At 28.7% G+C, this 22,260-nt stretch carries 23 protein-coding genes; 6 read left to right on the forward strand and 17 right to left on the reverse strand.

Annotated features, from left to right (window positions below; all coding sequences use genetic code 11):
- Positions 1 to 92 precede the first annotated feature (92 nt).
- Positions 93 to 1,919 carry a translational GTPase TypA gene (gene typA / locus ACN6I1_RS09555; RefSeq protein ID WP_419741761.1) on the forward strand — a complete coding sequence of 609 codons (1,827 nt, stop codon included), beginning with the start codon at positions 93 to 95 and terminating at the stop codon, positions 1,917 to 1,919.
- A 45-nt stretch (positions 1,920 to 1,964) separates the two neighbouring features.
- Here typA and ACN6I1_RS09560 read toward each other — a convergent pair whose 3' ends face one another.
- The gene (locus ACN6I1_RS09560; protein WP_419741762.1) at positions 1,965 to 3,644 is read right to left on the reverse strand and encodes a ribonuclease J; all 1,680 of its coding nucleotides are present in this window, start codon (positions 3,642 to 3,644) and stop codon (positions 1,965 to 1,967) included.
- A 209-nt stretch (positions 3,645 to 3,853) separates the two neighbouring features.
- On the opposite strand from ACN6I1_RS09560, the gene ACN6I1_RS09565 reads away from it, so the two are divergent.
- From ACN6I1_RS09565 to ACN6I1_RS09575, 3 genes are all read left to right on the forward strand, one after another.
- The gene (locus tag ACN6I1_RS09565) at positions 3,854 to 4,399 is read left to right on the forward strand and encodes an NADH peroxidase (RefSeq protein WP_419741763.1); all 546 of its coding nucleotides are present in this window, start codon (positions 3,854 to 3,856) and stop codon (positions 4,397 to 4,399) included.
- 159 nt (positions 4,400 to 4,558) lie between these two features.
- Positions 4,559 to 4,930: a Fur family transcriptional regulator gene (locus ACN6I1_RS09570; RefSeq protein WP_419741764.1), complete on the forward strand. Its 372-nt coding sequence runs from the start codon at positions 4,559 to 4,561 to the stop codon at positions 4,928 to 4,930.
- Positions 4,931 to 5,050: 120 nt separating this feature from the next.
- On the forward strand, positions 5,051 to 5,905 hold the full coding sequence (locus tag ACN6I1_RS09575; RefSeq protein WP_419741765.1) for a DegV family protein: 855 nt from the start codon (positions 5,051 to 5,053) through the stop codon (positions 5,903 to 5,905).
- Between the two features lie 391 nt (positions 5,906 to 6,296).
- Here the strand turns inward: ACN6I1_RS09575 and ACN6I1_RS09580 are convergent, their stop codons facing one another.
- A complete protein-coding gene (locus tag ACN6I1_RS09580) occupies positions 6,297 to 6,755 on the reverse strand; it encodes a metal-dependent transcriptional regulator (RefSeq protein ID WP_419741766.1) in 459 nt (152 codons plus the stop codon).
- A gap of 163 nt (positions 6,756 to 6,918) precedes the next feature.
- On the opposite strand from ACN6I1_RS09580, the gene ACN6I1_RS09585 reads away from it, so the two are divergent.
- Both ACN6I1_RS09585 and feoB read left to right on the forward strand, forming a co-directional pair.
- Entirely contained in the window at positions 6,919 to 7,146 is a 228-nt protein-coding gene (locus ACN6I1_RS09585; protein WP_021429491.1) for a FeoA family protein, read from the forward strand.
- 28 nt (positions 7,147 to 7,174) lie between these two features.
- The gene (feoB, locus tag ACN6I1_RS09590; protein ID WP_419741767.1) at positions 7,175 to 9,301 is read left to right on the forward strand and encodes a ferrous iron transport protein B; all 2,127 of its coding nucleotides are present in this window, start codon (positions 7,175 to 7,177) and stop codon (positions 9,299 to 9,301) included.
- Between the two features lie 42 nt (positions 9,302 to 9,343).
- Here feoB and ACN6I1_RS09595 read toward each other — a convergent pair whose 3' ends face one another.
- The 15 genes from ACN6I1_RS09595 to ACN6I1_RS09665 form a co-directional block, all read right to left on the reverse strand.
- A complete protein-coding gene (locus ACN6I1_RS09595) occupies positions 9,344 to 10,189 on the reverse strand; it encodes a DegV family protein (RefSeq protein WP_419741768.1) in 846 nt (281 codons plus the stop codon).
- A gap of 641 nt (positions 10,190 to 10,830) precedes the next feature.
- Complete coding sequence (locus tag ACN6I1_RS09600; RefSeq protein ID WP_035114892.1) at positions 10,831 to 11,700, reverse strand: NAD(P)/FAD-dependent oxidoreductase; 870 nt, start codon at positions 11,698 to 11,700, stop codon at positions 10,831 to 10,833.
- A 99-nt stretch (positions 11,701 to 11,799) separates the two neighbouring features.
- Positions 11,800 to 12,114: a thioredoxin gene (gene trxA / locus ACN6I1_RS09605; protein WP_021433534.1), complete on the reverse strand. Its 315-nt coding sequence runs from the start codon at positions 12,112 to 12,114 to the stop codon at positions 11,800 to 11,802.
- A 167-nt stretch (positions 12,115 to 12,281) separates the two neighbouring features.
- Entirely contained in the window at positions 12,282 to 13,514 is a 1,233-nt protein-coding gene (locus ACN6I1_RS09610) for a sensor histidine kinase (protein ID WP_419741769.1), read from the reverse strand.
- Positions 13,504 to 14,175, reverse strand: coding sequence for a response regulator transcription factor (locus ACN6I1_RS09615; RefSeq protein ID WP_035114899.1), 672 nt, complete (start codon positions 14,173 to 14,175; stop codon positions 13,504 to 13,506). The genes ACN6I1_RS09610 and ACN6I1_RS09615 overlap by 11 nt, the downstream gene beginning before the upstream one ends.
- Before the next feature lie 115 nt (positions 14,176 to 14,290).
- A complete protein-coding gene (locus ACN6I1_RS09620; protein WP_419741770.1) occupies positions 14,291 to 14,587 on the reverse strand; it encodes a hypothetical protein in 297 nt (98 codons plus the stop codon).
- Positions 14,577 to 14,996: a DUF1284 domain-containing protein gene (locus ACN6I1_RS09625; RefSeq protein WP_419741771.1), complete on the reverse strand. Its 420-nt coding sequence runs from the start codon at positions 14,994 to 14,996 to the stop codon at positions 14,577 to 14,579. The genes ACN6I1_RS09620 and ACN6I1_RS09625 overlap by 11 nt, the downstream gene beginning before the upstream one ends.
- On the reverse strand, positions 14,990 to 15,532 hold the full coding sequence (locus ACN6I1_RS09630; RefSeq protein ID WP_021429426.1) for a biotin transporter BioY: 543 nt from the start codon (positions 15,530 to 15,532) through the stop codon (positions 14,990 to 14,992). Before ACN6I1_RS09630 ends, ACN6I1_RS09625 begins: the two co-directional genes overlap by 7 nt.
- 185 nt (positions 15,533 to 15,717) lie before the next feature.
- Entirely contained in the window at positions 15,718 to 16,842 is a 1,125-nt protein-coding gene (locus ACN6I1_RS09635; RefSeq protein ID WP_035115600.1) for a sodium ion-translocating decarboxylase subunit beta, read from the reverse strand.
- 35 nt (positions 16,843 to 16,877) lie between these two features.
- Positions 16,878 to 17,234 carry a biotin/lipoyl-containing protein gene (locus ACN6I1_RS09640; RefSeq protein ID WP_419741772.1) on the reverse strand — a complete coding sequence of 119 codons (357 nt, stop codon included), beginning with the start codon at positions 17,232 to 17,234 and terminating at the stop codon, positions 16,878 to 16,880.
- A gap of 37 nt (positions 17,235 to 17,271) precedes the next feature.
- Complete coding sequence (locus ACN6I1_RS09645) at positions 17,272 to 17,568, reverse strand: OadG family protein (protein ID WP_035114910.1); 297 nt, start codon at positions 17,566 to 17,568, stop codon at positions 17,272 to 17,274.
- 17 nt (positions 17,569 to 17,585) lie between these two features.
- Entirely contained in the window at positions 17,586 to 18,986 is a 1,401-nt protein-coding gene (locus ACN6I1_RS09650) for an oxaloacetate decarboxylase subunit alpha (RefSeq protein ID WP_021429473.1), read from the reverse strand.
- Positions 18,987 to 19,221: 235 nt separating this feature from the next.
- Entirely contained in the window at positions 19,222 to 19,755 is a 534-nt protein-coding gene (lepB, locus tag ACN6I1_RS09655) for a signal peptidase I (protein ID WP_419741773.1), read from the reverse strand.
- Positions 19,756 to 19,907: 152 nt separating this feature from the next.
- Entirely contained in the window at positions 19,908 to 20,747 is an 840-nt protein-coding gene (locus tag ACN6I1_RS09660) for a YjjW family glycine radical enzyme activase (RefSeq protein WP_419741774.1), read from the reverse strand.
- Entirely contained in the window at positions 20,747 to 22,225 is a 1,479-nt protein-coding gene (locus ACN6I1_RS09665) for a YjjI family glycine radical enzyme (protein ID WP_419741775.1), read from the reverse strand. Before ACN6I1_RS09665 ends, ACN6I1_RS09660 begins: the two co-directional genes overlap by 1 nt.
- Positions 22,226 to 22,260 lie beyond the last annotated feature (35 nt).

Raw genomic sequence — 22,260 nt, forward strand, 5'->3', positions numbered from 1 at the left:
CATTGTAAATACTCATTTTTTTAGTTTTACAATTTCTTTTGTATATGGTATACTTAATCAGTTATTTAATATCGGAAGGAGAGTTTTTGACAATGACAAACAAAAACAAAATAATAAACATAGCAGTTATCGCCCATGTCGATGCTGGTAAATCAACATTAGTTGATGCCTTCTTATCTCAATCAGGAGTTTTCAGAGATAACGAAGTTGTAAAAGATTGTGTAATGGATAGTAACGACCTAGAAAAAGAAAGAGGTATAACAATATACTCTAAAAACTGTGCTATAAACTATAATGATTATAAAATAAATATAGTAGATACACCTGGACATAGTGATTTCTCTTCTGAGGTTGAACGTGTTATAAAAACTGTTGATACAGTTATATTATTAGTAGATGCTAGTGAAGGGCCAATGCCTCAAACTAGATTCGTTTTACAAAAATCATTAGAGTTAGGTTTAAGACCTATATTATTCATAAATAAAATAGACAAAAGTGATCAAAGAGCAGAAGAAGTAGTAGACGAAGTATTTGACTTATTCGTTGACTTAAATGCAAATGATGAGCAATGTGAATTCCCTATAATATACGGAGTAGCTAAGCAAGGTATAGCTAAATTAGAAATGGATGATGATAGTACTGATCTTTCTCCATTATTTGAAACAGTAATAAACCATGTTTCTGCTTACCCTGATTATGATGCTGAAGATTTACAACTTCAAGTATCAGCTCTTGCATATGATGATTATGTAGGTAGACTTGGTATAGGTAGAGTCTACAAAGGAACTGTTAAAAATGGTTCTCAAGTTTCTATCTGTAAAGCTGATGGAACTGTTGCTAGAGGAAAAATATCTAAACTTACAGTTTACGAAGGCTTAGTTCAAGTTGAAAAAGACGAAGTAGGTTCAGGTGAAATAGTTGTTGTAGCTGGTATGCCAGATATATCTATAGGTGAAACTATATGTAATACGGATGCTCCAAAACCTATGGAAATGATACACATAGAAGAGCCAACATTATCTATGAACTTCTTAGTTAATGATTCTCCATTCTGCGGTAAGAGTGGTAAATTTGTTACTACTAGACATATAAAAGATAGATTAGACAAAGAATTAGAAGTTAATGTTGGACTTAAAGTTGAACCAATGGATACTAGTGACGGATATAGAGTATCTGGACGTGGAGAGCTTCATTTATCTATATTACTTGAAAACATGAGACGTGAAGGATATGAAATAGGTGTATCTAAGCCAGAAGTTTTACTTCATAAAGAAGATGGTAAGCTAATGGAACCTATGGAAAGAGTTATAGTTAACTGCCCAGAGACTTATTCAGGAACTGTCATAAATAAGTTAAACTTAAGAAAAGCTATGATGGAAGCTATGGAAATAGAAGGAGACTATGTTAAAATAACATTTATAGCTCCTACTAGAGGTTTATTAGGATACAGAAGCGAATTCATAAACGATACTCGTGGAGAAGGAACTATAGTTAGATCTTTCGCTAGATACGAAGATCATAAAGGCGCAATACCAGGAAGAACTAATGGAGTTTTAGTTGCTCACGGACCTGGAACTACTATGGCTTATTCTTTAGCTGCTTTAAGTGAAAGAGCTTCAATGTTCGTTGATCCAGGTGTTGATGTTTACGAAGGTATGATAATCGGTATGAACTCAAGAAAAGACGATATGGTAGTTAACCCTTGTAAGAATAAGAAATTAACTAACGTTCGTTCTTCTGGTACTGACGATGCAGTTAAGTTAAACCCTGCTAAACATTTCACTTTAGAAGAAGCTTTAGAGTTTATAGATGATGATGAGTTAGTTGAAATAACTCCAGATGCTATCAGACTTAGAAAAAGATTCTTAAATGAAAATGAAAGATTAAGATATAACAAATCTAGACAATCTAATAAATAATTAATAAAAAAGGAGCTGTATCTTAACAGCTCCTTTTATTTAATTTTATACTTCTACAATTATCGGGAATATACTAGTTCCTCTTTTTAATTTGATATACAGATGTCTATCAACAGCTTTTTTCACTCGAGATTTCATTACACTCCACTCTAATACATCATTTTCTAAGCATTTTTCAACTTCATTTAATACAATAGCTTTTACATCATCTATTAAATCTGTAGCTTCCCTTGCATATATAAATCCTCTAGTTATTATATCTGGACCTGCTATTATAGACTTGCTTTCTTTGTCTATACCTATAACAATTGTCATCATCCCATTTTCTGCTAAATACTTTCTATCCCTTAAAACGATATTCCCTACATCTCCAACTCCTATACCATCTACATATACAGTCCCTACTCTTACCTTTCCATTTTTTTTAGCGGTTTTTTTATTTAATTCAAGAACTTCTCCATTATCTAAAATAAATATATTTTCTTTTTTCATTCCCAATTTAACTGCTAAATTTTTATGGTGTACTAAATGTCTATACTCTCCATGTACCGGCATAAAAAACTTTGGATGAACCAATGTATGTATAAGTTTCAATTCTTCTTGATATGCATGCCCTGAAACATGTACAGCCTCTAAATCTTTGTATATTACTTCTGCTCCTTTTCTATATAACTGGTTTATAACTTTTGAAATAAGCTTATCATTCCCAGGTATAGGTGAAGCTGATATTATAAATAAGTCATTATTTTTTATTTTTATTTTTTTATGTGTATCAAAAGCTATTCTAGCAAGTCCTGCCATAGCTTCTCCTTGACTTCCTGTAGTTATTATAGTTATTTCATCATTATTATAATTTTCAATTTCATCAATACTTATTTTATAACCATCAGGAATGTTTAAATATCCAAGTTCTATAGCAACAGCTGATACATTTTCCATACTACGTCCGCTAAATACAACTCTTCTATTATTAGCTACAGATGCATTAATAATTTGTTGCATTCTATGTATATTAGATGCAAATGTCGCAACTATTATCCTTCCTATTCTACCATTAAAGATTCTATCTAATGTTTCTCCTATAGTTTTTTCAGATAACGAATGACCTTTTCTTTCTACGTTTGTGCTATCAGCTAATAACAATAATACTCCTTTTTTACCTATCTTAGATATACTCTCTAAATCCATTCTTCTACCATCTATAGGAGTGTAATCAACTTTAAAATCCCCTGTGTGAAGTATTACTCCTATTGGTGAATTTATACAAATAGCACATGCATCTGCAATACTATGTGTTACACTTATAAATTCAATTTTAAAATATTCCAACTGAACTAACTGTTTATCTTCTACTGAATTTAAATTGCATATATCTAATATATTATGTTCTCTTAACTTATTTTCAATTAGACCTATAGTTAATTTAGTTCCGTATACAGGCATATTTATTTGCTTTAATATGTATGGAATAGCCCCAATATGATCTTCATGCCCATGGGTAACAAACATACCTTTAACCTTATCTTTATTTTCTATTAAATAAGATATATCAGGAATTAATAAATCTACACCATACATATCTTCATCTGGAAATGATAATCCTCCATCTATAATAATTATTTCATCTTTATACTCTATCGCTGTTATATTTTTTCCTATTTCTCCGAGTCCACCTAATGGAATAACTTTTAGTTTGTCTATATTTGATTTTGTTGAACCTTCCATATTTAAAACACCTCTCTAACTATTTCTTCTATTTACATTTATTATGCATATTTTTCACATCTATTAGTCTCTTCTTTTATAAATATTCCGATAGTATTTATAATTTATTTAATTTAAAACTGTTGACAGAGCTATAACTTTATTGTATCATTAATTTGTAGTTAATAATAGTAATGATTACTACTTTTAATTCTAAGGAGGAATATATAATGAAAAAATTTGTTTGTACAGTATGTGGATATATACATGAGGGAGAAACTGCTCCAGAAATCTGTCCAGTTTGTAAAGTTGGAGCTGATAAGTTTAATGAAATGTCAGGAGAAATGGTTTGGGCTGACGAACATAGAATAGGTGTTGCTCAAGGAATAGATACTGAAATAGTTGAAGGTTTAAGAGCTAACTTCGTTGGAGAATGTACAGAAGTTGGTATGTATTTAGCTATGAGCCGTCAAGCTGATAGAGAAGGTTTCCCAGAGGTAGCTGAAGCTTATAAAAGAATAGCATTTGAAGAAGCTGAACATGCAGCTAAATTCGCTGAATTATTAGGAGAAGTTGTTGTTGCTGATACTCAAGCCAACTTAAAAGCTAGAGTTGAAGCTGAATACGGTGCAACTGAAGGAAAATTAAAAATAGCTAAAAGAGCTAAAGAATTAGGACTTGATGCTATACATGATACAGTTCATGAAATGTGTAAAGATGAAGCTAGACATGGTAAAGCATTCTTAGGCCTACTAGAAAGACACTTTACTAAATAACATTTTATTGCCATTTCTCAATTCACATAATCCTAGAGTAGCTTATTTATTGGGCTACTCTATTTTATTATTTTTAATTTTAGTTTATAATATAATTTGATTATAAATTAACTCTTTAGGGTATATTTATGATAAAAACAATGATAAGCAGGTGGTATTTTGAAATTTTCAAAACAAAGAGAACTTATACTAAACGCCGTTAAGGACAACACGGTTCACCCTACTGCAGATTTTATATATGATTATCTAAAAAAGGATAATCCAAACTTAAGTTTAGGTACCGTTTATAGAAATTTATCTCAACTTGTACATCACGGTTATATTCAAAAAGTTAGTATGCCTGGTCTTCCCGATAGATTTGATGCTAACGTAATAGAGCACAATCATATGATTTGCGACGTTTGTGGAAACATACAAGATATTCATTCAGATATATTAAAGAATATTCCTTCAGCTATTTCTAACGAACTCGATATAGAAATTACATCTTGTACTGTTATACTTCATGGTATTTGTAAAAATTGTAAATAATATTATATAATAAGAGGCACTGTATAGTGCCTTATTATATTTTACAATCCAATCATTTTATTATATAATGAATTATCGCAGTTTTTATAAATATATTTATATATATATAAGGAGGTTTTTATGGGTATTAAAATAATTACAGATAGTACATCTTACATACCTGCTGAATACATAAAAAAATTTGATATAAAGGTAGTCTCTCTTAATGTTTTTATGGATAATGAAAGTTTCCGTGAGTTGGACTTAGATAATAAAACTTTCTATACTAAAATGGATTCTTTATCTGAGATACCTAAATCATCTCAACCCGTTCCAGATGAAATGCTAAATGTATTTAAAAGTATAGTGGAAAATGGTGATTCTATTTTAGGAATTTTTCTATCTTCAAATATGAGTGGTACATATTCTAGTGCTAACCTAATAAAAAATATGATTTTAGAAGACTACCCTAATGCAGATATTAATATAATAGATTCAAAGACAAACTGCATGCAAATGGGATTTGCAGTTATTGAAGCTGCGCGTTTAGCAATTGATGGTAAATCTATGGATGAAGTTATAGATAGAACAAATAAAGTTTTATCTAATAGTAAATTTATATTCTCTCCTGATACTCTAGATTATTTAAAAAAAGGAGGCAGAATAGGAAGTGCTTCTGCTCTTTTAGGTTCTATATTGCAAATAAAGCCTATTTTAACAGTTACAGATGGTACCACTTCTGTTTTTACAAAAGTAAGAACCAGAAAAAAAGCTATAGACAAATTAGTATCTACATTTTTTGAGGAAATTGATAATAAAGGTCTTGGAGATGTAATAGTCCACCACATAAATTGTGAAGAAGAAGGTCTTCAACTTGCTAGTTATTTAGAAAAAAAATTAAATACTACAGTTAAAATACAATCAATAGGTCCTGTAATCGGTCTTCATGTTGGTCCTGGAAGTATTGGTATAGCTTTTTATACAAATATAGACTAAAAAATAAAAGCCCTAGGAAAATTTCTAAGGCTTTTTATATATTATCTTTCTATTATATACTGTCATCAACTACGTTTTCAGATATATATGCAGCAACATATAATCCGTACATTAATACTAATAAAACTGCAGTTATTAAAACTATAGTCATATCCTCTCACTTCCTTCTTAACTCTAATTGTAGTTTTTCAATGTGAAATCTATATGATTTTGATATGTTTTTTGAATTAATTATTTTTCCTAAATTAAAACTACATATTATTCATTTGAATTTTATACATATAATTATTATTTACCTTATATATGTTATATCATTAATTAAGATTTTCACAGTTACATTATTGTAATATTTTTCAATTTAATAATTTTTGACTAATATATGTAATATGTCTTACAAATTTTGATATACTTTTAACCTTTCCAATATCCTTTCATTTTCTTCAAAAAATTTAATCAAATTGTTTATTCTTACTAAAGTTTCTAGACTTATCGTATGTTCTATTTTTTCCGTTTCTTCATGCAAGTATTCATCCAATCCAATTAATTTTAAAAATTCGTATATAGTATTATGTCTTTCTAAAAATTTTTTCCCCATATCTTCGCCTAAATCGCTTAAATTTATCGATCCATAAAGTTCATGTGTTAATAATTTTTTTTGCTGTAATTTTCTTACCATATTACTTACAGATGATGGTTTTATATTTAAAGCTTTTGATAAATCTTTTATTTTTACATTTTCATTTTCACTTTGTAATCTATAAATCATTTCAATATAGTCTTCTTCATTAGGACTTAGACTATTATCTTTCATATATTCTTTAAATGTATAAAACTGATTAAGATCTCTCAAACTTTCTCCTCCTAAATCTAATCTCATATCTACTATATTAGATTTTCATGTAATATATTCTAAATTAATGTAACATCCTCATAAAATTTTTCATAATATTTATTGTAAGAAATTTAGCTTAGGCTAAAATTTTTTCTTACTTTATTTAAATGGAGGTATTTTTATGGTAAAGCTTACTGATGTAGATATTTGTAGCACCGTTAAGGTAGAAGGACTTTTATCAGAAGGTTACCTAAGAGAGCGAATGTTAGCGCTTGGTTTAACTAATGGTGCTTTAATAGATGTCGTTAGACGTGGTCCTAAAGATAATTTAACTGTATATAATATACGAGGTGCTATGATTGCACTTAGAAAAGAAGAAGGTCAAAAAATTTTAGTTTCATATATATAAACCTTAAATTTAAAGGGGGGAGAAAATTATGGGGTTAACTTATAATTCAACTAAGATAAAATCATTAAAAGATATGTTTAATATAGACAAAAAAGATAATCAATATATAATAGCTCTTGCTGGAAATCCTAATACTGGAAAAAGCACTGTGTTTAATTATTTAACTGGACTTAAGCAACATACTGGAAATTGGCCGGGAAAAACAGTATGTACAGCTAGAGGGGACTTTAAGTATAATTCAAAAGATTTTGCTTTGATTGATTTACCAGGTACTTATTCATTATTTGCAGCATCTCAAGAAGAAATAGTAGCCCGTGATTTCGCTTGCTTTGGAAATCCAGATGCAGTTATAGTTGTGGCTGATGCCACTTCATTAGAACGTAATTTAAATTTAGCTTTTCAAGTGATGGAACTTACAGATAATGTTATACTTTGTATAAATCTAGTTGATGAAGCAAGAAAAAAAGGTATTTTTATAAATAAAGAAATTATAGAAAATCAACTTGGAATTCCTGTTGTTTTAACATCAGCTAGAAGCGGTGAAGGTATGGATAATTTACTCAAAACTTTAGATTTAGTCGTAACCCATTCTTACCACTATAATAATAAGATAATAAAATATAATGAAAATATAGAAAGTTTGTTAAAAATTATAGAAAGCGATTTATCTTCAAGTATACCTTATATAAAATCTAGGTGGCTAGGTCTTAGGTTAATTGATGGAGATAATAGTATATATGACTCTATGAATAATTATATAAATGGAGACTACAAAACTGAAATAGATAAAATAAAAGCAAAATTACCAGAAGATATTAATAAAATTTCAATTAGAGATTCTATGAGTATGAATATGTATGAATATGCAAAAAAACTTTATGATAAAAGTGTCATAATACAAAATAAAAACAAATTCCATAGAGATGAAAAAATTGATAAAATAATTACATCTAAAATACTTGGATTGCCATTAATGCTTTTAATGCTTTGTATAATCCTTTGGATTACTATTGAAGGTGCCAACGTTCCATCAAATCTTCTATCTAATTTACTATTCAAATTTGAACCTATTTTATATAGTCTTTTATCATCTATTCATTGTCCTTTGTGGTTAAACGAAATGATTAGTTTTGGAATGTATAGAACTCTTGCATGGGTTATTTCAGTTATGCTTCCTCCTATGGCAATATTTTTTCCACTTTTCACTCTTCTTGAAGATTTCGGATATTTACCTAGAGTGGCCTTCAATCTAGATCATATGTTTAAAAAAGCTTGTTGCCATGGTAAACAATGTTTAACTATGTGTATGGGATTTGGATGCAATGCAGCAGGTGTTATAGGATGTAGAATTATAGATTCTCCTCGAGAAAGGTTAATTGCTATACTTACAAATAACTTTGTCCCTTGTAATGGGCGTTTCCCTACATTAATAGCTATAGCTACAATTTTTTTCACATATTTTATCAAAAACTCTTTTGTGAGTAGTACTATTGTTGCCCTTTGTATAGCACTTTGTATAATATTTGGAATTGTAACTACTCTATTAGTTTCTTATATTTTATCTAAAACACTATTAAAGGGAGTTCCTTCAACTTTTACATTAGAACTTCCACCTTACAGAACACCTAAAATAGGCAGAGTTATATATACATCTATAATAGATAGAACTATTTTCGTATTGGGTAGAGCTGTAGTAGTTGCAATACCTGCAGGTCTTATTACATGGGTATTTGCAAATATTTATATAGGTGATATGAGTGTATTATCACACTTAGCAAGCTTTTTAGATCCAATCGCAAGCTTCATTGGACTTGATGGGTTTATATTACTTGCATTCATTTTAGGATTCCCTGCAAACGAGATTGTAATACCAATACTATTAATGTCTTATTTGGCAACAGGTTCCATGATTGAATTTGATAGTTTAAATGCACTTGGAGAGGTTTTGAAAGATAATGGCTGGACTTATTTAACTGCCATAAATACAATGCTATTTAGCCTTTTACATTGGCCTTGTGCAACAACACTATGGACAATAAAAAAGGAAACACAAAGTCTTAAATGGACTGCAGTTGGATTTTTAATGCCTACTCTAGTTGCGTTTATAGTATGTTTTTCAACAACTTGTATATTTAATTTATTTGGCTTAGCTTAATTTATTAAAAAGACTGTTTCAAATTAATTTGAAACAGTCTTTTTATATATCAGAACAAACTATACCTATTATGCCAGGTCCTGTATGTGAACATATACTTGAACTAACATTTTCAACTATTATATTACTTACATCGAATTCTTCTTCTATTTTTTCTTTAAATGAAATAAGCTCAAGTTCATTATCTCCATAAGTAAGCATTACTCTTTTTTTGCTTAAATCATTTCCTATATTTTCTTTTATTGTATTTATTATTTTATTTAAAACTTGCTTTTTTCCTCTTACTTGCGCTACAGACTTTACAATACCTTCTTCTACAGAAAGGATAGGCTTTATATTTAACATATTTCCTATAGTTGCCTTTGCTAAAGACAGCCTTCCACCCTTTTGCAAATAATCTAATGTATCTACAGTAAAAAATATTTTTATACTTTTCTTAACTTCTTCTAGATGATTGATTATATTAGATACAGGTTCTCCATTTTCAATCATTTCTGCTGCTGATAAAACAAAGCAAGAACTACCTATAGATAAATTTTTTGTATCAAATATATATACCTCTCCATCTAAATCGTTCTTTGCCATAGTTGCGCTTTGTAATGTTCCTGATGCAGCTGATGAACCGCCTATATAAAGTATCTCTTTACCTTGACTTATATATTTTTTAAAAGTATCTAAAAATTGTATATATGTACATTGAGATGTTTTAGGCATATTTTCACTATTTCTTAACATTTTATAAAACTCGTCTTTGCTTAAATCAACTCCATCAATGTACTCTTTATTATCAAATATAACAGTTAATGGAACTACATGTATATCATATTTATTTATCAATTCTTTAGGTATATCCGACAAACTGTCACATACCAATTTTATATTACTCATTTAAATTCCTCCAAAACTAGAACTTTACAAGTATAATACTTTCTTGTATTATGTTTTAATATAATAACAAAGTATTATCACCTGGTATTAATTATAATAGCACATATATTTTTTTATTTCTACTATAATATTTTTCTAATTTAATAAAGTTTTAAAATTTGTTAAATCAAATCATATTGTAAGTTTATATTCAAATATTAACAATAGGAGGTGATAGATTTGTTTTTGTAAAAGAACAATCTATTTTTTAAAGCAAAAGAAAGTAGATATTTACCAAATTTTATTTTAGGTCCAATTTTAGCACTTTCAATGATCATATTAGGTCAAATTTCGGGAGGATTTTTAATACCTGTTATATATAGCCCTATTACCAAATTAGCTTAAATGTTAAACCTAAGTTCTAATTTTGCAAATTTATTTTTAGACCATATATCATTAACTTTACCAACTATATTAATGGTATTCTTATGGGTTAGATTTATTGAAAATAGAAAATTTTCTTCTATAGGTTTTACTATCAATAATTTTATTTTCAAGTATCTAAAAAGATTTTTTATAGATCTTTTAATGATGGCTTCAACTGTAGCTTTATTATAATTATAAAAACCTCCTTTAAAGATAAAAGGAGGTTTTCTGTATTTTTATTTTAGGCTTTCTCTCTTCTTTTTATCCAAATAGCTAACTGCGTTAAGTGCAGCTATTTGGCCTTGACCTGCTGATTTTAAATATTGATATGGCTTACCTGCACAATCCCCACAAGCATAGCATCCTGGTATATTAGTTTCCATATTTATATTAACTTTTATATGTACTCCTTCAGTTTCTATTCCTGGTACTAAAGCCTTTGGAGAAGCACTATCTTTCATAACAAATACACCATCAACATCTAATTCTTGATTTCTAAGCTTCAATTTATTAACTAAATTATCGCCTTGTATCTCAAGTGGGAAATCTTTTATAACATCTATATTTTCATTTAAATTAAGTTCATTTTTATGCATAGGTATAAAATATGTTTTAGCCGCAATTTCACTCAAGAAGTTTGCATCTTCTTCAGCCTCATGATTGTAACCTATTACTGCAACATTTTTATCTCTATATAATGGTGCATCACAAGTTGCGCAATATCCTACACCTTTTCCTAAAAATTCTTCTTCACCTTTTATAGGCTTTCCATATTCAACACCTGTTGCTATTATAACAGTGCTAGCTTCAACCATTTCATCTCCAGCCATTAGTGTAAAATACTCTCCCATAGCATATACATTATTTATTTTTAACTTAGTAATTTCAATATTCATATCTTCTAAATGTTGTTTAAATTTATCCTTTAAATCATTTCCACTTATATCATAAAATCCTAAGTAATTATCTATTGATGGAGCTTTAACTAATTTAGCACTTAAATCATCATTTCCAAATAAAATTACTTTTTTATTTCTTATCGTTCCATTTATTGCTGCAGATATTCCTGCTGGACCGCTTCCTATTACAGCTATATCATATCTCATTAAATCCACCTTCTTTCAAATTATTTACCCATTAAATATATGTAATTTAGGGTGCTAATATAACTTAGCACCCTAATAAGTCTAATCATTTAATAAATTTTATAAATGAGCTTCTACTTTAGCTTTTAAACTTTCTTTTGGCATAAATCCAACTAATTTATCAACTACTTTACCATCTTTAAATATCATCATAGTTGGAACTGTTGATATTCCAAATTTTTGAGCTAATTCTAAACTTTCATCTATGTCAACCTTTACAAATTTAGCATTATTTAATTCTTCTGAAACACTTTCAAATACTGGAGCTAACATTTTGCAAGGTCCACACCATGTTGCAAAAAAGTCTACAACTACAACACCTTGATTATCTTCTACTGCACCTCTAAAATTCCCTGTATTTATTATTTTAGCCATAATATTTTCCTCCTAATATATCTATATATTTATTTTAATTTTTACTATTTAATTCTTTATTATATTATATTTTATAAAGAACTTTTATTCTGTAACTTTATCACATTTCTGTAAATTAATTACTCTTATTAAGATATTCTAATTATACCCATACACTGTTTTCTAAATCAATTATTTTTTAGCTTTTTCGGTAAAGTTATATTAAATTCTGTGCCCTCATTTAGTTTAGAATAAACTTTTATATTTCCTTTTAAACTCTTTACAATCATATTGGCAATACTAAGACCTATTCCCGATCCATCAATTCCACTTTCTCTTACAGCCTTACTTCTAAAAAATCTATCAAAAACTAAATTTATATCTTTTTCATCAATTCCTATTCCACTATCTCTTATAGATATGATGCATATATTTTCTTTATTGTTTACACTTATATTTATATTGTCACCTTCATTTGTATATTTAAATGCATTATCAATAAAAATTATTAATAACTGTCTTAACTTGCATTTATCACTTACTATAAAAGGATTATTTCCATTAAAACTGTAACTAAATTTCTTTTCATGTATATCTGAAATTTCCATATAGTCATTACTTATATTTTTTATTAATTCATATACATCAAATTCCTCTAGATTCAATTTGGTTATACTTTCTTCTTTCGTTAAATCTAGTAAATCGTTTACCATTTTTTTTAATCTTCTATTTTCTTTCATCGCATCTGCAATAGTTTCAATTTCGTCACTTATAGAGTTTTCAGGATTTTTTAATAAACTTTCTAGTTTAGATGAAATTATAGTTATAGGTGTTCTCAGTTCATGAGATGCATCTTGTATAAATTTCACTTGATTATTCCATGTTTTTTCAATTGGAACAAGTGCTTTTTTTGTTAAGTATAAAGCTATAAAATAAGTTGTTACTATAGCTAAAACTGTTCCTATAAAAAATATAACTAATAGTTTGTTTAGAAGTCCCATTTCAGAATCTATATTTCTTATAATTTGAATTGTATATCCATTTACATTAAATTTAAGCTCTCTAAATGTATATGAGTTATGTTTATAGGTATTAAACCCTAATCCATTACTGTTATTATATGGTATAGAATCTTTAAAATAACCATTTGGAGTAAAGAATTTCACCTTACTATCTTTATATATATATACCATATTTTTAGGATCTAATAGTTTAGGCGTAGAATATAAATTATTTACATCCAGCTGCATTCCTATATATTCTAATTCTTCTTTTAAATGTGTATCTACATTATTATATGTTTGAACCTTAAAATAACTATATATACAAAGTGAAAATATTATTAAAAAGCTACCAACAACAGCTATATTTATTTTTATAAGGTTTTTTCTAGTGCTATATAAAATATCATTATTTATCATCAAACATATACCCCACTCTTCGTTTTGTGATTATGTATTTATGATACCCATATTTACTTAGCTTTTTCCTAAGATTACTTATGTATACTTCCACTATATCTATAGTTGAATCACTTTCCATTCCCCAAATTCTATCAAAAATTTGCTCTTTTAACAATATCGTTCCTTTATTTAGAAGTAAATATTCTAATAAATTGAATTGTTTATTTGGAATTTCTATCTCATTGTCATCTATAGTTACAATTTTTTTATTTAAATCAAGCTTCAACCCTTTAAATTCTAAAGTATTTTTACTATCAATTTTGCCTTTAGTTCTTAACATTGCATATATTCTAGCTACTAATTCTTCCATATAAAATGGTTTAGTTAGATAATCATTAGCACCTAACATAAATGCTTTAACTTTATCATCTAAACTTTCTTTTGCTGTTAAAATTAAAACCAATACATCTTCATTTTCTTTACGTATTTTTTCTAATATCTGAATTCCATCCATTCCAGGAAGCATTAAATCTAATACTACAAGATCATAAATATTTTGCTTTATAAGAAAATATGCATCTTCACCATTACCTGTACACTCAACTTGAAAGTGATTTTCTAATTCTTTTTTAATACTTTTTAATAAACTTAAATTATCTTCTACCACAAGGATTTTCATAATTTTTCCTCCATAATATTTATATGTATATATTATTATAAAGAATAGATTTTTTCTATATTTAAACATATAAAATAAAAGTGTTATCTAAAATATTTTAGATAACACTTTTATTTTAAACCATATATTCTTTAAGATAAACACTTGAAAATTCAATAATTTCCTTATGAATAATATTTAACTCATGAAGCTCTCCATTTTTCAAATTATATACTCTATTAGATATTTCATATAGTAAGCTAAAGAAATTTTCACATTCTATATCTCCTAGATTATCTATTTTTTCACTTATATCATTAGTTATATTTAATTCATCACTTTCTATACCATAAATTGATTCATTTTTTATATCTTCAATCATAGCCATAACAATAGTTATTATTTCATTTGTATTAAATGTACTACTTACCATTTACTAAAAGTTCTCCTTTTGATTTTAATAGTATAAGTTCTTTACAGTTTGTCTTTTTATACCAACTACAACTTTTGCAAACTTCTTCAATTATCTCTTCACTTATATTATTATATATCAAATTTTCAATTTTTTCATATTTATATATGCCTTCTTCTATATTGAAATAATTCATTATCTTTTTATCCATTTCAATTACTTCTTTATCTGTAGTACAAAACTTATAATCTATATTATTAGGACATTTATAACATACACTATCTAAGCTAGGAGTAATTTTTATATCTTGATTTTTAGATTTATTTAAACTTAAAATAATATCTGTCATATTATCAGTAAAGTCTTTACTGTAACCTCTTCCTATGAAAGCTTTCATGCAAAAAAAGTGGTGAGGTCTGATTTCTAACATAAAAATGCCTCTTTTTTAATTCTTCTTTTTACATTAATGCCAATAGTAGTAGCTAGTGCTACTTTAAATAAGTCTACCACTATAAAAGGTGCTACACACACCATAAATCCTTCCATAAATCCAACTCCAGCTACAAATGAATACCATAATGTTCCTATGGTATAATTTATCATAAGAGACACAATCATAGCTATCATTATAGGTAATATAGTGTCATATTTATCGCTTACATATCCTATTAATAATGCCATTAATGGAAAAGCCATTATAAACCCACCTGTATATCCAAATAATATACCAGCTCCTCCGCTCATTTGTGCAAATACGGGCATTCCTATAGCTCCCAATAATATATATATAACCTGAGTTACAAATCCTTTTTTAGCCCCAAGTATTACTCCGCTTATTGTTACTGCAAATACTTGCATAGTAAGTGGAACTGTTGAAAACGGAAGGGGTATTGCAATTTGGGCTAAAATAGCGGTTATACTTGCAAACATGGCACAAATTATTAATTCTTTAGTGTTTAGTTTCATATATCCTCCTTATTAGTTAACCATACAAATTAAATAGTTTACATTTTTATTGTACATAGATTAAAACCTTTTTGTCAACCATTTAAATTTTTAAGTTAACGATAACTACAGCTAAAAAGCTATTTCAATGTAAGAAGCTCTAAAGCTAGAACTCATATCTTATATCAAAATAGCTTTTATTTTTATTATTTAACAAATAGTTGTAATAAAACTCCTGCTGCTACAGCTGATCCTATAACACCTGCAACATTAGGTCCCATTGCATGCATAAGTAAGAAGTTTGAAGGATTTTCTTTTTGCCCAACCTTTTGAACAACTCTTGCTGCCATAGGAACTGCTGAAACTCCTGCTGCTCCTATCATTGGATTAACCTTTCCGCCGCTTACTTTGTACATTATTTTACCAAATAAAACTCCTGCTGCTGTTCCTACTGCAAATGCTACAAGTCCCATAGCAGTTATTCCTAACGTTTGTGAAGTTAAAAATGTCTCTGCATTTGCTGTCGCTCCAACAGTTAATCCTAATATTATAGTTATTATGTATAGCATAGGCCCTGTTGCAGTTTCAACTAACTTTGGAACCACTCCACTTTCCTTTATTAAGTTTCCAAACATAAGCATTCCTATAAGAGGTGCTGCTGTTGGCAATAAACCTATAACTAATATCATTATAACTATTGGGAATATTATTTTCTCTGTCTTTGAAACAGGTCTTAATTGCTCCATTTTTACCATACGTTCTTCTTTAGTAGTCAGAGCTTTTATTATTGGAGGTTGTATAACTGGAACTAGTGCCATATAAGAATATGCTGCAAGAGCTATAGTTCCTAATAGATGTGGCGCTAATTTTCCTGTTAAATATATCGCTGTTGGACCATCTGCTCCCCCAATTATACCTATAGATGCCGATTCTGGACCTGTAAATCCTAATAATATAGCTCCCATAAATGCAAAGAATACACCAAATTGAGCTGCTGCTCCTAGTAAAAGTGTTTTAGGATTTGCAATTATCGGACCAAAATCTGTACTTGCACCTATGCATAAAAATATTAGAGGTGGATAAATTCCTAATTTTGTTCCTTGATATAAGTAATATAAAAGTCCTCCATTTTCCGAATCGGTAGCTGCTTTCATTAAGTCAACTCCTGGCATATTAGCAAGAAGCATACCTATAGATATAGGTATTAAAAGATATGGTTCATACCCCTTTGCTATAGCTAAGTATAAAAATACACATGCTATTAAAATCATTATTATTTGTCTATAATCTACTATTGCAAATCCAGTGTTTGCAAAGAAAGTCTGTAACATTTCTAACACAGTAACGCCCCCTATTTTCTATACGATTATCCTATTTGTAATAAGCTATCCCCAAGATTTACATTTTGACCTTTTTCAACATCAACAGAAATAACTGTTCCATCTATTGGAGCTACTATTTCATTTTCCATTTTCATAGCTTCAAGTATAGCTATAACTTGGCCTTTCTTTACTTTGTCACCATTACTAACCATTATATTTACTATAGTTCCTGGCATTGGAGCATCTATAGCTTCTCCTGAACCTGCAACTTGAACTTCCTTCTTAGGTTGTGGTGCTTTCTCTTGGATTGTAGGCTGTGGTCTTTCTCCTTTTTTTACTTCTTCAATTTCAACTTCATAAACTTTTCCATTTAATGTTATGTGATATGTTTTAGCGCTCATTTTTATCTCTCCCTTAAAAAATTCATTATTATAGCTATTATTTTATTCTTGTTATTCTCTTTACATGAAGATTAGGATTTATTTTTCCTTCACCTGCCATTATAGATGCTGCAAGTGCAACTACTACTCTATCTTCTTCATCATCTTCATCAAAAGCTATTTGTTCTTTTTCTACTTCTTTTTTAATAACTGTCTTTACTTGTGGTTTTGCTTTAAATATATATTTAAACGAAGACAATACAAGAGATATCAATATTAAAGTTAAAAATACTATAGTCATACTAGATATAGTTATATTGATAGCTTCCATTATACTTATTTCATTACCAAACATTAATTATCACCCATTTTCTACATAGTTACTGTTATATAGTGAATTTTATTTTCTTCACTTAACTCTTCTTCTTTTTTTGGATTGTATTTATTTTCTAAGAAGTTCGGTGCTACTTGTGGGAATAATGCATATGTTAATACATCTTCATCACACTTAGCTAATTTTCCAGCTTCAGACTTTATCTTTTCAAATTCTGGTTCTAAAAGATCTGCCGGTCTTATAGTTATAACTTCTTCTTCACCTATTATTTTTTTCTTAATATCTTTATCTATAGGTGCTGGAGCTTTTCCATATTGTCCTTTTACATAATCTTTTATTTCTTTTGGAACTAGTTTATATCGCTCTCCAGTTAATACATTGAATAAAGCTTGAGTTCCTACCATTTGACTCATAGGTGTAACTAATGGAGGGTATCCAAGATCTGCTCTAACTCTTGGAACTTCTTTTAATACATCTTCGTATTTTTCAGTTGCATTTTGTTGCTTTAACTGAGAAAGTAAATTAGAAAGCATTCCGCCTGGAACCTTATAATTTAAAGTTTGAGGCTCTGTCAATAACACTTTTGGATTTAAAGTACCTTGTTCCATATATTTATCTCTTATAGGTTTAAAGTATTCTGCAACTTCTAGTAAAGCTTCCATATTTAATCCTGGATTTCTTTCCATTTCACTAAATGTTACAGCTAAGGATTCTGTTGGAGGTTGAGATGTTCCTCCCGAAAATGGAGATATTGCGGTATCTATTATATCTACTCCAGCCTCAACAGCTTTCATATATATCATATCCGCTATCCCACTAGTACAATGCGTATGTAATTCTATTGGCAGGTTACTTATAGATTTCATCTTTTTGACTAGCTCATAAGCGTTATACGGAGTTAAAACTCCAGCCATATCTTTTATACATATAGAATCTGCCCCCATAGATTCCATGTCCTTTAAAAGACCTAAGTAATACTCTGTTGTATGAACATCACTTGTAGTGTAAGAAATTGCACACTGGCAATGCCCCCCATATTTTTTGATAGCTTTCACAGATGCTTCGATATTTCTAACATCATTTAACGCATCAAATACTCTTATTATATCGATACCGTTTTCCAGTGAAAGTTTAATAAATTTATCAACTAGGTCATCTGCATAGTTTCTATATCCAAGAAGATTTTGTCCTCTTAAAAGCATTTGTAGTTTAGTATTTTTTACTCTTTTTCTTATTTCCCTTAATCTTTCCCATGGGTCTTCGTTTAGAAAACGTATGCATGCATCAAACGTCGCTCCACCCCAAACTTCCATAGAGTGATATCCTACCTTGTCCATAGTTTCTAATATAGGTAGTATTTCTTCTGTGGTTAACCTTGTAGCAATTAAAGACTGATGCCCATCCCTTAATGCTGTTTCAGTTATTTTTAACTGATTCACTATATCCTCACACTCCTAATTTTTATAAATATATACCCAATTTAAAATTTTACCTCAATTACATTATATATTGTTTTGTTTAATTTCTAAAGCCTTTTTAACATTTTTTACTATTTTTATTAGTGTTTCTTCTATTTCAGACTTTTTTATTAAGCATTTCTTATTATTTTATTTACAAATAAAATATGCGTACTATAATACATATGTATTATGGTACGCACTTTAATATTACAAATTATCCAATAGTCCCAACTTCTTTAAATGGAAATAACCTCATACTTACTTCCCCAACTATTTCATTTTTATTCACAACTCCAACGTCTGAATCCCTACTATCTTTACTTACTAATCTATTATCACCCATAGCAAAATAACTATCACTTGGTATTTTTATATCTATATCTCCAGCTGTGTAAGTATCGTCTAGATAAGGTTCATCTATTAGTTTATCATTTATATAGACTTGCCCACTTTTGATTACTAAATGATCATTTGGAAGTCCTATAATTCTTTTAACTAAACTTTTTTTCTCTCCATCGCTACTTTTCAAATCAGTTTTAAATACTACTATGTCTCCTCTATTTGGATTTCCAGTTTTATATGCTAGCTTATTTATTATCAAGTAATCCTTAGTATTTAAAGTTGGGTACATCGATTCTCCACTTACAACTGTAGGTACAATAAAATATGTAACTATAAGCCCCATACATATAGCTAACGTTATAACCTTTGCCCATTCAATAGTTTTTTCTATAACTTTTTCTTTCATATTATCCCCCCATACATTTATTCATGTAATTAGTTTTCTATTTTTATAAATGTATATCCTTCGCTAATTCCAAGCTTTCGTACTCTATTTTATTGCATAAAAAAAACCTAGATAACAATTTGTTACCTAGGTTTACATATATATTCATTATATTAAATAATAGGGTTTATCATTCTCTCTTTTAATACTTCTTTCGCTTTTTCATGGTATTTCATGTATTTTTCTTTCGGATAATCTCTAAAATTAGAAAGTTCTCCTTTTACTCCATATTTCCTAAACGGTATTAATTTAAATTTAGTATATCCATTTAAATTTTTTATATATTCAACCTCATCTATAAATGTATCCCAATCATCATTTATATTTTCGATTAATACAGTTCTTATTTCATATAGTTTTTCAGTCTTAGCACATTTATTTATATTATTAAAAACTATATTACTTTCTATTCCTGTAACCTTGATATGAGTATCCCCTTTAAACGCCTTTAAGTCAAACATAAATCCATCTACATGTTCTATAAGCTTATCGATATCTTTTTCTTTTACATTTCCATTTGTATCAACAAAAACATTTAGATTTGTTTTTTCATGAATAGTATCAGCAAATTCTACTATAAAGTCACTATAAATAGTACACTCCCCTCCAGAAAACGTAATACCATCTATAAGGTTTTTATATTTATTGATATAGTTAAATAGTTCAGTTGTATCGTAATAAGTAATTTTAGGTGAAGCAAATTTCTTACACACACCTATACATTCATCACAATTTATGCATTTATTTTTATCATATTTTATTTTTCCTTCAAATGTAAGTGCCCCCGCCTTGCATACATCTATACACTCTTTGCATGAAAAGCAAATATTTTGGGTTTCTGGATTATGACAATATATACACTCCATATTGCAGCCTTGCAAAAATATACTTATCCTACATCCAGGGCCATCTATAAAACTCATATTTATAATTTTATTAACAGGAGCTTTCATTAAACAGTTCTTACCTTTCTTTCTTCAATTCCATTTTTCATACTTAATGCACCTAAAACAACTGAGTCTTCTCTTAAATTTTTGCCTTCATTAAATTTATTTATATCAGTCTTTTTAACTAAGTATCCAGTTATTCTTACGAATTCTGAAGAATCACTGTTTATAGATAATACTCTTATTCCATTTTCAAGAGCTCCTTTTACAACTCTAAGCATTCCATCTATATTATTTTTTGCAGTTTCGTCAAATAAATATATATCACTACACCCTGTATCAAAATACTTGTGAAGTTTTCCTGATAAATTAATGTGATCAAATATATCAGGCTCACACCCATATTTAATTCTAATTGCTGGAGTTGTATCTGTATCCGATTCTAATCCCCCTTGTGCATGGACTCCATGCTTACCTTTTGTTCCTCCACAATATAGCGCATCTTCATTTCTAACTAACTCAGCAAATCGTTTGCATATTTCTTCTGCCACATCATTGGCTCTTTCATCATGACCCATTTGTTTTCCTGTAAATATTTCAACACATTCAAAAGTTCCATATATAGCTAGCATAGATGTAAATTTATTTAAATCTATTAACCCCTCTTTTGCTAAGAATGAACTTTCAAAGAACTTAACGTCTTCAACTAAATATTTAATTCTAGCATTTGTAAGTTCTGATAGTGATTTTACTGCCTTTGGAAGTTGTACATTCATAAAATCTTCATAATCTTTACTTTCTTCTGCTAATGCTTTTAAATTTAATCTAGTTAGTGTATGTGCTCCACCACCTATTCTAAGTGAGTTATAACAACTAACTACACCATAATCTTCCCCTAAATCATTAGTCATTAATTTATGATTTACAAAATATGGTTTTATATTTTCAAGAGCTGATTCTATACCATACTTTATAAGATCATCTGGAGTTTCTTCACTACACTTTAAAGTAACATTAGGTATAGCTTTTCTAAGTTCTCTTTCTATTTGTATGACTAGTCTTCCCACTCTACTATCTTTTGGTCCTATATTCATATGAACAAATGCATCAGGTAACGTTCTATCTATGTTTATAAGTAGCATTTTTATTAGATTGTAAGCTTCTTTTTCACTTACAGTATCCATAAATGGTTCTAATACATCGTCTATTTGCCCTACATAAACAGGATACCCAGTTATAGATGGTACATATTTATAAAGTATTAACATTGCATTAACAGCCTCATATAAATCTTTTGGTGGCTGTATATCTAAGTACTCACTACCTTGTTTTATAAACTTTACATAGTCAGGTAATACGTATCTAGGTCTATATGGTCTAGCACCTTCATTCATATCACATAATATTTTTCTATCTAAATAAGACTTTGTTTCTTCGCTTATTTTTAAAGGCGCTAAAGAATCTTCTGCTAATCTTGCCATATTAGCTCTTTTTTCATGATATTGCATATCCATAGAGTGTAATATTTGTTCTATACTGTTCATTATTTAGTCCCCCATTATTTTATATTTATTATGTC

The organism is Paraclostridium dentum (assembly GCF_048568265.1).
Taxonomy (GTDB): domain Bacteria; phylum Bacillota; class Clostridia; order Peptostreptococcales; family Peptostreptococcaceae; genus Paraclostridium; species Paraclostridium dentum.